Here is an 11941-nt window from a genome sequence, read left to right as displayed (position 1 = left end):
AACAGAACAGGTACCGGCTGACCGCAAATCCAGCGCAGGTACCTGTCTACCCTATGGGCTATGTGAATACAAGTTCGGCATGTCTGTTTTTCCAATCTGCAAGAGAAAAGCCGGAAAACAACTGAAGAAACACAGCTGCATCGCTCAAATAAAAACGGCTTTCCGAAAAATCCGGGTGTTGTTCGAGTACCAAAACGGCGGTAATCTGGTTCACGGGCACTCCGTCGCTTTGCTGATCATAGATCCCCTGCTCCGCCAGCAATTTTTCAAAATAAAGCGGGTAAGTCACGGTCAGCGTGCGGATTTGCCCTCCCCTCTCGTAAGTCGCAATCGAACGCGTAAAGCTGTCTTGCGGTGAACCGAGCTTCCCCGGCGGGATCGTTTCCCCCGCTGCCGAAAGGATTTTCATCGGCAAACCACCCTTTCCCTGATTATACAAAAACGGAAGCTGTCACTTCAATTGGATTATCCTTGCAGCCGTTTTTGGCTGTCGGTCGCTTCTCCTGACAATCGTCTTGTAAACGTGTGCCGCCAGCTCTGTGAAAGCTCCGCTATCTCCAATATACGCCTGATTTCCGGCAAATTATGTTTGTCCTGATGCATATAATGATTGGCTTGCGCGACGGTCACTTGCATCGGGTGGCGTTTGAGCAGCACAATCGACTCGTCGGGAGCGACCCAGCCTTCTTCGATCACACGAAAATAAAAGCCGGTATAGCCGGTATTTTGCAGACGGAGCGGCATATCGCGCACATCATAGCGTTTTGCCAGCTTGTGGCAGGGCTGGCGCGGTTGACTGACCTGAACCACCGCCTCGCCCAATTGATACAGATCGCCGATGCAGACATCCTGCTCGAGCAATCCGCTGACTGTCAGATTCTCCCCAAAGGCGGCAACCGACAGCGGCCGCTGCAATGCCTGTTCCCAATACGGATAGTGCTCATGGCTGTAGACACATACCGCCTTGTCGCTTCCCCCGTGGTTGATCAGATCAGCTTGCCCGTCGCCGGTGAAGTTTAATTTGGTCAAATACAGACGTTGTGCGACCGGCTCCTTGAAAATGCCCGTTTCCAGTTCCTTTCCCTGATAAACAAACATTTTCGGCTTCCCGATATTTAATGAGACAACTTTGCCCTCCGCTCCGTTCATACGGTTCCCTCCTGCGGTACTCTTTTCCCTATCCTACCATTATCCGGCAAAAGTGACTACGCCAGGTTTGCGGCAGAAAAAAAAGCTGTCCGGCAAGCAGTGAATCACCGCTTTGCGGAACAGCTCTTTTCCCAGAAAAGCTTATTTGTTTAGTTGTTCCATGATCAGTTTGTTGACCATCGCCGGGTTGGCTTTGCCTTTTGTCTGTTTCATCACTTGACCGACAAAGAAGCCGACCGCCCGATCGTTACCGGCCTTGTAGTCCTCAACCGCTTGCGGATTGGCGGCGATCGCATCGATGACGATCTGTTTCAAGGCACCTTCGTCGCTGATTTGCACGAGCCCTTGTTCCTCAACGATTTTGCCCGGGTCCTTTCCAGTCTCAACCATTTCCTTGAAAACGGTTTTGGCGATTTTGCTGGAGATTGTCCCTTTTTCAATCAGCTTGATCATTTCGCCCAAACCTTGTGGCGTAATTTTCACTTCGGACAGTTCCAGATTGTTGGCATTCAAATAGCCGAACAGATCGACCATCAGCCAGTTGGCGACTGCTTTCGGATCGGCGCCTGTCTTGACCGCTTCATCGTAAAAATCGGCGGATTCCTTGGTCATCGTAATGACGCCGGCATCCGTACCGGACAGACCGTACTCATTCATGTAACGGGCCTGACGGGCATCCGGCAGCTCCGGAATGCTGGCGCGAATGGACGCGATCCAGTCCTCGGAGATTTGCATCCGCACCAGATCCGGGTCCGGAAAGTAACGATAATCGTGCGCTTCTTCCTTCGAGCGCATAACCACAGTTTTTTTGTTGGCTTCGTCCCAGCGACGCGTTTCTTGGGTCACTTTGCCGCCAGCCAAGACCACTTCCTGCTGACGCTGTACTTCATATTCCAGTCCGACCTGAACATTGCGGAACGAGTTCATGTTTTTCAATTCTGTTTTCGTGCCCAATTCCGTTTGGCCAACCGGACGGATCGAGACGTTGGCGTCACAGCGCAGCGAGCCCTGTTCCATCCGAACGTCGGACACCCCGGTATACTGCAGAATCGCTTTCAGCTTTTCCAGATACGCTTTCGCTTCTTCCGGCGAACGCAGATCCGGTTCGGAGACGATTTCCACCAGCGGCACACCGACACGGTTGTAGTCAACCAATGTCCCGCCGCCGTATTCGGAGTGGGTCAGCTTTCCGGCATCTTCTTCCAGATGGAGCCGGTTGATGCCGATCCGTTTTTTCTCCCCATTCACTTCGATGTCGATCCAGCCGTTTTTTCCGATCGGCTGATCATATTGCGAGATCTGATACGCTTTCGGCAGATCAGGATAAAAGTAGTTTTTCCGGTCAAACTTCGTTTCCAGGGAAATCTCGCAATTGAGCGCCAACGCCGCTTTGATCGCGAATTCCACCGCTTGTTTGTTGACGACCGGCAAAACCCCCGGATGTCCAAGGCAAATCGGACAGGTATGGGTATTTGGCGCCGCGCCAAACTCCGTGCGGCAACCGCAAAAGATTTTACTGTTAGTCGATAGTTCGGCATGGACTTCCAGACCGATAACCGTTTCAAACTGGCTCATTTTGTTTACCCCCTCACCAGTTCAGGCTTGCGCTGATGATGGCTTGTCGCCTGCTCATAGGCGTGTGCGACCCGAAGAATCGTCGCTTCATCAAATGCTTTTCCGACCAGTTGCATCCCGATCGGCAGACCGTTGGAGGCAAAGCCGCAAGGAATGCTGATCGCCGGCAAACCAGCCAGATTGACCGGAATCGTGCAAATATCTTCGAGATACATTTTCACCGGATCATCGACTTTCTCGCCCAGTTTAAAGGCGGTCGTCGGTGTGGTCGGATGCAGGATCAGGTCAAAGTCGGCAAATACATTTTGGAAATCTTGGATGATCAGCGTTCTTACCTGTTGCGCTTTTTTGTAATACGCGTCGTAATAACCGGACGACAAGGCATAGGTTCCCAGCATAATCCGCCGTTTGACCTCGGAGCCAAAGCCCTGGCTGCGGGTTTCCTTATACAGCTCGATCAGGTTGTCGGCATTTTCGGCGCGCACGCCATAGCGGACACCATCAAAGCGAGCCAGATTGGAAGACGCCTCGGAAGAAGCCAGCAAATAATAAGTCGGCACCGCATATTCGGTATGCGGCATCGATACCTCGCTCCAGGTTGCGCCCATGCTTTCCAGTTGTTTCAGTGCGGCCAGCACGCTTTCCCGCACTTCCGGGTCAATGCCTTCGCCGATTAATTCTTTCGGTACGCCGATGCGCAGCCCTTTTACCTCACCGGTCAGGGCGGACAAGTAATCCGGCACTTCCACATCGGCAGACGTAGAATCGTACGGATCGTAGCCGGCGATCGCCTGCAGCACATAGGCAGCATCTTCGACATTTTTGGTAATCGGCCCGATTTGGTCCAGCGAAGAGGCAAACGCGATCAAACCGTAGCGGGAAACGCGTCCGTAGGTCGGTTTCAAGCCGACAACCCCGCAAAAAGCAGCCGGCTGACGGATAGAACCGCCCGTATCCGAACCGAGGGTAAAGAAAAATTGGCGCGCCGCCATCGCCGCCGCCGAACCGCCGCTGGAACCGCCCGGCACGTACTCGGTGTTCCAAGGGTTGCGGGTAGGGAAAAATCCGGAATTCTCATTGGAACCGCCCATGGCGAACTCGTCCATGTTCAGTTTCGCCACCACCACGGCATTGGCATCTTTCAGCTTTTGGCTGACGGTCGCGTCGTAGACTGGATCGTAATTGCCGAGCAATTTGCTGGCCGCGGTCGTCCGCAATCCTTTGGTGACGATATTGTCTTTCAAACCTGCGGTCAGGCCGTAGAGCAATCCCATTTCTTCCTCTTTGGCCAGACGCTCGTCCAATGCTTTGGCCTGCTGAAGAGCGGCTTCCTCATCCACATGGAGCACCGCTTTAATCGCGCCGTCCACGTCTTTGATCTGTTGCAGACTGGCCTCAACCAGATCGGTGACAGACAATTCACGCTTTCTCAATTGACTATGTACTTCTGATAATCGTTGATCAAATAAAGACAAGATAGTTCCTCCTTTCCGCCATTGTTCTACTCAAATACAGCGGGCACTTTAAATTGGCCGTCTTCATGGTCGGCCGCATTGCGCAAAGCTTCTTCCCGGGGAAGAGACGGACGGTTGGCATCTTCGCGCATCACATTTTTCACGTCGGTGGCGTGACTGGTTGGCTGAATGTTCGACGTATCCAATTCGTTCAATTTGGCAGCAAATTGCAAAATCGCGTTCAAATCTTTGGTGTAGCGCTCCGCCTCCGCCTCGGTCAGTTTCAGACGCGCCAGATCGGCGACATGTTCGACTTCTTTTCTCGTAATCTCACCCATTGTTCATTCACCTCCGTACGTTTTTGCGTTTACATCTTACTTGAATCCGATTCGGTTCGTCAATTTGGTTGCAGACGAATTATGTGAAAAATGAAAACAAGCAACAGAAGTGCGATGCTTGTTTCATCCCGTTCTATGTCCATTTTGCCAATGCCTGCCCCATCAACAGGGCGGCACCTACCCGGATCTCAGGCAGCCACTCGATTTGCTCCCGTTCAAACAGCAAAATCACTGTTGAACCAAACTCAAAATAGCCAAGTTCCTGCCCTTTTTGATACGCGGGCTGACCGGCAATTTCTCCGCTGTATGGACAACCTCGCTTGACATTGGTCGTCGCCGTGTTGTAAAGAACTTTCACGCTGCCGACAAACAAGGCCCCTACTTTGACCAGGGCAACATGGCGATTCGGCGGCGCTTCGATAAACGTCACCAGCCGCTCATTGCGGGCAAACAAACGGTCGACATGTTCCACTCCGAGCTGATTGACCGGATACAGCCGTCCGGGCATGTACGTATATTTCTTCAAGATGCCGTCAATCGGCATGTGAATCCGGTGGTAATCGCGAGGACTTAAATAAATGGTAATGAATTTGCCCCCGTCAAAACGGGCGGCCAGTTCGGGAGATTCCCCCAACAATTCCGTCACCCGATACTCTTTCCCTTTGGCCTGGATCAGTGTGCCGCCATCGATGTCGCCCAATTGGGAAACGGTTCCGTCAACAGGACTGACAATCACTTCGTTGCCCGGAGCAATCGTCCGCGCTTCCGGTTTCAGACGGCGCGTAAAAAACTCTTTCAGCGTGCGGTACTGCTCAACCGGTTTTTCCACTTGGGACAAGTCGATCTGATAATGTCGAATATAGCGTTTGATCGCAAGGCGGCTAAACCGTGATGCGGTAATCTTGCCCATCGTCCGGGACATCGCGTTTTGCGGCAGACGATGTATGATCCCCCGCAATAACCTCTTGCTCATACAAAACCTCTCCTTGCTTTTCCATCCCTGTTCATCTCTCCTTACTCTACCATTATCGACGGCTGTGAGCAAACTTTTCCCGGAGCTGCCCTTTGCCCGCAAAATAAAAAACGGACAGAAGCCAGTTCCCCTGTCCGCGTACCGCAACAAACGACTCACAACCCGATCGGATGCATCTCCAAAAACCTGGTATGAAGCGCTCCGTTCCGAAAGGCTTGATGATCCAGCAACTTTAAATGAAACGGGATCGTCGTCTCGATCCCCTCAACGACAAATTCCTCCAGCGCCCTTTTCATGCGGTTGATCGCTTCTTGCCGATCTTTGCCCCAAACAATCACTTTGGCCACCATGGAATCATAGTAGGGAGGGATCACATAGCCAGGATAAACGGCACTGTCTACGCGAACCCCAAATCCGCCGGGCAGCAAGCAAGCGGTGACTTTTCCCGGAGAAGGCAAAAAGTTTTGCGCTGGATTTTCGGCATTGATCCGACATTCGAGCGCCCAGCCGTTTAACCGGACATCGGTTTGCTCAAAGGAAAGCGGATAACCGGCGGCGACGGCAATCTGCTCCTTGATCAGGTCAATGCCCGTAACAAGTTCGGTAACGGGATGTTCGACCTGGATGCGTGTGTTCATTTCCATGAAATAAAATTGGCCATGTTTATCCAGCAAAAACTCGATCGTGCCTGCCCCACTGTAGTTGACCGCTTTCGCCGCTTTGACGGCAGCCTCCCCCATTTGACGCCGCAGCTGATCATGCATGGCGGGCGAAGGCGCTTCTTCCAGCAATTTCTGGTGTCTGCGCTGAATCGAACACTCCCGTTCTCCGAGATAGACCACCTTGCCGTAACGATCGGCCATTATCTGGATCTCCACATGCCTCGGCTCTTCCAAATATTTTTCCAGATATACGCCCGCATTGCCAAAGGCGATCTCCGCTTCTTTCTGGGCCTGCCGGATGGCTTTGTCGAGCTCTTGCGCATTCATCGCTACCCGCATCCCCTTCCCTCCGCCGCCGGCCGCCGCCTTGATCAAGACCGGATACCCGATCTGCGCTGCGGTCCGGGCTGCTTCCAGCGGGTCTTCGATCAAACCTGCCGTGCCGGGAATCGTCGGCACGCCAGCCTGTTTCATCGTCTCCCTGGCGACCGCCTTGTCGCCCATCCTGGCAATCGCCTCCGGATGGGGGCCAATAAACTCGATGCGATGTGCGGCACAGCTTCGGGCAAACTCGGCATTCTCGGCCAGGAAGCCGTATCCCGGATGAATCGCCTCCGCGCGCGTATATTCGGCGATACTAATGATATGCGGGATGTTGAGATAGCTCGCTTTGGCCAAATACGGGCCAATGCAATACGCTTCGTCGGCCAATTTGACATGGAGCGCTTCGCGATCGGCTTCGGAATAAACCGCGACAGTGGCAATCCCCAGCTCTTTGCAGGCGCGAATCACTCTGACCGCGATCTCTCCACGATTGGCAATTAATATTTTCCTGAACATCGACTCCCCCCTTTTCCGGTCCAAACCTGACTATTCGGCCTTAACGAGGAACAAGGGTTGCCCATACTCAACCAACTCGCCGTCCCGGACAAGCACCTCGACCAGCTCACCGGTTATTTCCGCTTCAATTTCGTTAAATAATTTCATCGCTTCAATGATGCACACGATCGTATCGGGTTTGACTTTGTCGCCTGGCTTGACAAAACTCGGTTCGTTCGGTTCCGGTTTGGAATAGAACGTGCCCACCATCGGCGAGGCAATAGGCTGAAGACTGCCCTGTTGGTCCGCTCTTTTTGACTCAGCCGCCGGGTTTGGCAGCGGACTGTGCTGTTCCGCCGGGATTTTTGCATTGGCACTCTGCCGCAGCGTTGTCTCGGGCAAGCGTTCTGTCTGTTCAGGCACTGCGTTTCCGGCAGGCGGTTGACGATCGGCCTTGCGGATCACGACTTTCGCGCCCCGGTCTTCCAGTTCTACGACATGGATGCTCGACTGATCCAACATTTTGATGATCTCTTTTAACTCATCGACTTTTATCATCGTCATTTCTCCTACTCCTGAATCTGATTTTTGCGAAACGCATGATCATACCAAGATGGAAGGTTTGGCGGAACTTGCGATCGTCTGCTCGCTCTCTGTGAACCGGACCATCTTCATAAACTTCTCATAACGTTGTTCGATCAATTCAGCGATTTCGCAGGAATGCAATTCCGCAATCGCCAGAGACAAATGTTGGCGAATCTGCTTTGCGGTATCGGTCAAGGAGAAATGTGCCCCGACTCCCGGCTCCGGAATTATTCCGTCAATGATTTGGTACTGAAACAGATCTTGGGCCGTAATTTTCAGCAATTCCGCCGCTTTCTCGGCCAAAGAGGCGTCTTTCCACAGCAGGGCGGCGGCACCATCCGGCGAAATGACCGAATAAATCGCATGCTCAAGCATATAGACCCGGTCGCCGATGCCCAGTGCCAGCGCGCCGCCGCTTCCGCCTTCGCCGATCACAATCGTAATGATCGGAACGCGCAGCCACGACATCTCCAGCAAATTGTTGGCGATCGCAAACGCTTGCCCTCTTTCCTCCGCCCCTACCCCCGGGTAGGCGCCCGGTGTATCGACAAAGCAAATGACGGTGCGGCCGAACTTCTCCGCCTGTTTCATCAAACGCAAAGATTTGCGGTATCCTTCGGGGTTCGGCATGCCAAAGTTGCGCTTAATGTTTTCCTTTGTATTTCGTCCCTTCTGCTGAGCGATCACCGTTACGGGCTCGTCGCCAAACCAGGCGATTCCGCCGCTGATTGCCGGATCATCGCCAAAGTAACGATCGCCGTGCATTTCCGTATAATCGTCAAACAGGTGCGGGATCAGATCGAGCGCCGTGGGCCTTTTTTGATGGCGCGCGATCATCACCTTCTCCCACGGGCTCAGTTCACCCAGCAACGGCTTTCTGAGATGCTCCAGTCTGTTTTCCAACACTTGCTTCTCATAGGAGAAATCCTCGCCGATCTCCTTCATACGGTGCTCAATCGTCATCATCAGTTCATACAAACGGGTCAATTCTTCCAGATCCAAAGCTTTAGCCAATCGCCCTCACCCCTTTGTGAAAATTCAGCAGCTTGAGCAATGTTTCCCGTAATGCCGGCCTCGACACGATCAAATCGAGAAAGCCTTTGTCTTGCAAAAACTCCGCGCGTTGAAATCCTTCGGGCAATTGCTGGCGAATCGTTTGTTGGATCACTCGCGGACCGGCAAAACCGATCAAAGCGCGCGGCTCGGCGATAATGATATCGCCCAATGCGGCAAAACTGGCAGTAACCCCTCCCGTTGTCGGATGCGTCAGTACCGATATGTACAATCCTCCAGCACGATGAAACTTGCCCAGTTCCATTGCGGTTCTGCCCATTTGCATCAGTGAAAAGATGCCTTCCTGCATCCTCGCCCCGCCTGAAGCGGAAAACACGATCAGCGGCAGTCTCGTGTCATGTGCGTAACGGATCGCCCGGACAATCGTTTCGCCTACAACCGATCCCATGCTCCCCATGCGGAAGCGCGTGTCCATCGCCGCCATCACCACCTCGTGTCCCCCGATGTTCCCGACTCCGGCCAGCACGGCTTCTTGCAAGTTGGTCTTGCGCCGATCTTGTTCAATTTTGTCCAAGTATTCGGGAAATTGCAGGCAATCTTCCGTGAGCAGTCCTTCCGCAATCGGACGAAAACTGTCCCGATCCAAAGTAAGCGCCAGACGCTCATCGGCGGTTAAAGGGAAATGATATTGACAAAACGGGCACATTTTCCAATCGTGATAAAGCTTCTCCCGATCAACCCTGCCATCACAATCCGGACAGTAGATCCCCTGATCTCTTCCTGGTTTCATCCGTATTCTCCACCTTTACTACCCATTTTTTACCGGTTGCGATTCGCTCATCTCGATCAGGCTTTCCGCTGTGAGGCGGCCTGACTTGCATACGCCGTAAACACCATGAGTACTCCGCGTCCAATGGCCGGCCAGATACAATCCTTTCACCGGTGTTCGCGGGCCCATCTCCGCCAGCCAGCGCTGCTGTTTGCCTTTCAGCCAGCCATAGATGGCTCCCTGGCTGTTCAGCGTAAATCGCTCAATCGTTCGCGGTGTGGCAAACTCAAATTGGACGATTTTCTCACGCAATCGCGGAAACTTTTGTTCGAGCAACCCCATGTAGTGTTCGCAAATAAATTCCTTGCCTTTCTCTTCCCTGATCTTTTCCATCGCCTCCGCATCGCACAAGGACATGAAAGAAAGGATCGCATAGCCTTCGGGGGCCAAAGCCGGCTCCACCGCCGTCGGACAGCAGACGGAAATCCACGGATCGGTGTCGCGGTCCAACGGGTTGTATAAATATTTTTGGTCGTCATCCAGTTCTCTATCCGGAAACAGAAACAGTTCGTGGGGGAAATCATCTTGTTCGCTTCGCTGCACTGCGGCGTACAGCAAGACAGCCGAATGGGAGCGGGTCAACTTGCGCAAGTTTTTCCGGTAAGAGTCCGGCAAATATTGCTCTCCCAGCAGATCGCGCATCGTTTTCAGCAGGTCGGCATTGGAAATAATCCGGGGGGCTAAGTGACGGGTTCCTTTGTGGTCAATGACGCCGTAGACGCGTTCCCCATCGCAAAGGATTTGTTCCACCTTGCGACGCAGACGGACGGAACCGCCGTGCGCAACAATATAGTCTTTTAACACATCGGCCAACCGTTGCGAGCTGCCCCGCGGATAATACGCCCCGCCGTTGTATGACATCATCGTGCTCATCAAATAAGGCGTCGAACATTCATTCATATTGACGCCAACGTAAGGATGCAGCGAGCTGATTACAAGCGCGGTGTGCGGATGGGCAAACCGATTGTGCAAATAGGCGGAAAACGGCACATCTTTCAATTCCAGCAGACGCTCCAAGATTCGCTCGTCCTGCTGGTAATTCGCTTGCAGGATCGCTGCTCCCAGCTCTTTGATTTCCTTGATTACTTCAGCGATCGCTTCCCGATCTTCCGGGAACCAGACGCTCATCTTTGCTTGCAAACGATCAAGGTTGGCAGGAATTTCGTACGTTTGCCCGCCAAGGCGCAGATGGTACATCGGGTCAACTTCCACAAACTCCAGCTGCTCCAGCAAACCCAGCTGTTCAAAAATCGCGTAGATCTCTCCGCCCGGTTCGCAGCCGCCGATCAAATGAACCGCCGCATCAAACAGGAACCGGCCTCGCCGAAACGTGCTGGCACAGCCGCCGACAACATAGTGCTGCTCGAGCACAAGCACCTTGTGCCCCGTTTGCGCCAACAACGCGCCTGCGGTCAATCCCGCCAGCCCCGCACCGATAACGATCACGTCATAGTGGTCTGCATTAATTCCCGTGCCATTCAAAGACAAGCCCTCCAAACAGCCATTTGCTCGTTTCAATCGCCAGAAACATCACCCGATCCCCCGCCTTTACCTTTCCTTCCCGAATCGCCTGCTCAAATGCCAGAAAAACGGCAGGGGAACCGGTATTGGCAACATAGCGAAGATTATCGTAAACGCAATGTTCCAAGTCCAGCCATTCCTCTGTCAAACATCCGGTTTTCTCCAGGTCGTTGCGCAAATAACCGGCATTGCCCTCCGGGATGATGCAAAGATCAATATCTTTTGCCTTGACCCCGGCCGCTTGCAACGTATCGAGCAATCCCTCTTTTAACACATAAGGGGTATGCTGCACAGAACCTTTAAAATCGACTTTCAAGGTAAACAGCCGCTCATCCAGCGCCTGGTGCGTCAGCGGAATCGCAGTGCCGCCCAACGGAACGTGCATTCCCACTTTTTTGTCCCCGCCTACACAAGCAATGCTGCTGCGTCCGATGATCGCTCCATTGGGATGCTCATCCGCCTGCAGCACCAAGGCAGCGGAACCGTCGCCAAACGAATAAACGGAAAAGGCATCCCGCAAGCGAATCGCTTCCTTGTCCCGCTCCCGATAAACGTTATACAAGACCGGGGAGATCACTTCTGTCCCGATGACCACAGCCGTCTTGTACTGTCCGCTGCTCAAATACATGTTGGCGATATCCATGGCCTGAATCGCCCCGGCGCATCCGGAGCAGACTTGCACGGTTGCTGCCCGGCGCAAGCCAAGCAACTCCTGTACCAGCGTGACGGAAGCGGGCAACAGATAATCGGGGCTGCAAGTAGACAACACCAGCAAATCAACATCTTCGGGAGCCAGATCGGCCTTCTCCAAAGCGCGTCTCGCCGCTTTTGCCGACATCTCGCTGTTCGTCTCCTTGATTTCTCCCGTCCACCGATCGATTAACCAATGCCGTCGATCCATGCTGGCATCGTCCAGCAAGTCTGACGCCAACGGGCCGATCAGTTCGGCCAAATCCTCATTGGTAATAGGCTCCCCCGGCAAATAGGAGGCACAACTCAACACATTGACATATCTCATGTTC

At 53.3% G+C, this 11941-nt stretch carries 12 protein-coding genes; all 12 read right to left on the bottom strand.

The features are described from left to right. Positions 1-58 precede the first annotated feature (58 nt). The 12 genes from JOD01_RS05705 to JOD01_RS05650 all read right to left on the bottom strand — a co-directional run bounded on the left by JOD01_RS05705 (position 59) and on the right by JOD01_RS05650 (position 11937). Positions 59-409: a hypothetical protein gene (locus JOD01_RS05705; protein WP_204517299.1), complete on the bottom strand. Its 351-nt coding sequence runs from the start codon at positions 407-409 to the stop codon at positions 59-61. A gap of 56 nt (positions 410-465) precedes the next feature. Then, entirely contained in the window at positions 466-1149 is a 684-nt protein-coding gene (locus tag JOD01_RS05700) for an MOSC domain-containing protein (protein WP_204517298.1), read from the bottom strand. A gap of 141 nt (positions 1150-1290) precedes the next feature. Continuing rightward, positions 1291-2724, bottom strand: coding sequence for an Asp-tRNA(Asn)/Glu-tRNA(Gln) amidotransferase subunit GatB (gene gatB / locus JOD01_RS05695; RefSeq protein WP_204517297.1), 1434 nt, complete (start codon positions 2722-2724; stop codon positions 1291-1293). 5 nt (positions 2725-2729) lie between these two features. Further along, the gene (gatA, locus tag JOD01_RS05690) at positions 2730-4199 is read right to left on the bottom strand and encodes an Asp-tRNA(Asn)/Glu-tRNA(Gln) amidotransferase subunit GatA (protein WP_204517296.1); all 1470 of its coding nucleotides are present in this window, start codon (positions 4197-4199) and stop codon (positions 2730-2732) included. Positions 4200-4225: 26 nt separating this feature from the next. Beyond that, positions 4226-4516, bottom strand: a complete 291-nt coding sequence (gene gatC / locus JOD01_RS05685; RefSeq protein ID WP_204517295.1) for an Asp-tRNA(Asn)/Glu-tRNA(Gln) amidotransferase subunit GatC — start codon at positions 4514-4516, stop codon at positions 4226-4228. Between the two features lie 133 nt (positions 4517-4649). Beyond that, complete coding sequence (asd, locus tag JOD01_RS05680) at positions 4650-5489, bottom strand: archaetidylserine decarboxylase (protein ID WP_204517294.1); 840 nt, start codon at positions 5487-5489, stop codon at positions 4650-4652. Positions 5490-5644: 155 nt separating this feature from the next. After that, positions 5645-6991, bottom strand: coding sequence for an acetyl-CoA carboxylase biotin carboxylase subunit (gene accC, locus JOD01_RS05675; RefSeq protein WP_204517293.1), 1347 nt, complete (start codon positions 6989-6991; stop codon positions 5645-5647). Between the two features lie 30 nt (positions 6992-7021). Further along, positions 7022-7528, bottom strand: coding sequence for an acetyl-CoA carboxylase biotin carboxyl carrier protein (accB, locus tag JOD01_RS05670; protein WP_204517551.1), 507 nt, complete (start codon positions 7526-7528; stop codon positions 7022-7024). Positions 7529-7573: 45 nt separating this feature from the next. Further along, entirely contained in the window at positions 7574-8569 is a 996-nt protein-coding gene (locus tag JOD01_RS05665; RefSeq protein ID WP_275581927.1) for an acetyl-CoA carboxylase carboxyltransferase subunit alpha, read from the bottom strand. Next, positions 8562-9359 carry an acetyl-CoA carboxylase, carboxyltransferase subunit beta gene (gene accD / locus JOD01_RS05660; RefSeq protein ID WP_204517292.1) on the bottom strand — a complete coding sequence of 266 codons (798 nt, stop codon included), beginning with the start codon at positions 9357-9359 and terminating at the stop codon, positions 8562-8564. The genes JOD01_RS05665 and accD overlap by 8 nt, the downstream gene beginning before the upstream one ends. An 18-nt stretch (positions 9360-9377) precedes the next feature. After that, positions 9378-10880, bottom strand: coding sequence for a phytoene desaturase family protein (locus JOD01_RS05655; protein WP_204517291.1), 1503 nt, complete (start codon positions 10878-10880; stop codon positions 9378-9380). After that, positions 10861-11937 carry a 3-oxoacyl-ACP synthase III family protein gene (locus tag JOD01_RS05650; protein ID WP_204517290.1) on the bottom strand — a complete coding sequence of 359 codons (1077 nt, stop codon included), beginning with the start codon at positions 11935-11937 and terminating at the stop codon, positions 10861-10863. Before JOD01_RS05650 ends, JOD01_RS05655 begins: the two co-directional genes overlap by 20 nt. Between the last annotated feature and the right edge of the window lie 4 nt (positions 11938-11941).

This window comes from Brevibacillus fulvus, from assembly GCF_016908525.1.
Taxonomy (GTDB): Bacteria; Bacillota; Bacilli; order Brevibacillales; family Brevibacillaceae; genus Brevibacillus_G; species Brevibacillus_G fulvus.
This window is presented reverse-complemented; position numbering and strand designations above follow the sequence as displayed.

Excerpts from the sequence above, each read along its gene's own strand:
- JOD01_RS05650 (WP_204517290.1), bottom strand. The coding sequence starts at position 11,937 with ATGAGATATGTCAATGTGTTGAGTTGTGCCTCCTATTTGCCGGGGGAG.
- JOD01_RS05700 (WP_204517298.1), bottom strand. The coding sequence starts at position 1,149 with ATGAACGGAGCGGAGGGCAAAGTTGTCTCATTAAATATCGGGAAGCCG.
- asd (WP_204517294.1), bottom strand. The coding sequence starts at position 5,489 with ATGAGCAAGAGGTTATTGCGGGGGATCATACATCGTCTGCCGCAAAAC.
- JOD01_RS05705 (WP_204517299.1), bottom strand. The coding sequence starts at position 409 with ATGAAAATCCTTTCGGCAGCGGGGGAAACGATCCCGCCGGGGAAGCTC.
- gatB (WP_204517297.1), bottom strand. The coding sequence starts at position 2,724 with ATGAGCCAGTTTGAAACGGTTATCGGTCTGGAAGTCCATGCCGAACTA.
- gatC (WP_204517295.1), bottom strand. The coding sequence starts at position 4,516 with ATGGGTGAGATTACGAGAAAAGAAGTCGAACATGTCGCCGATCTGGCG.
- accD (WP_204517292.1), bottom strand. The coding sequence starts at position 9,359 with ATGAAACCAGGAAGAGATCAGGGGATCTACTGTCCGGATTGTGATGGC.
- accB (WP_204517551.1), bottom strand. The coding sequence starts at position 7,528 with ATGATAAAAGTCGATGAGTTAAAAGAGATCATCAAAATGTTGGATCAG.
- accC (WP_204517293.1), bottom strand. The coding sequence starts at position 6,991 with ATGTTCAGGAAAATATTAATTGCCAATCGTGGAGAGATCGCGGTCAGA.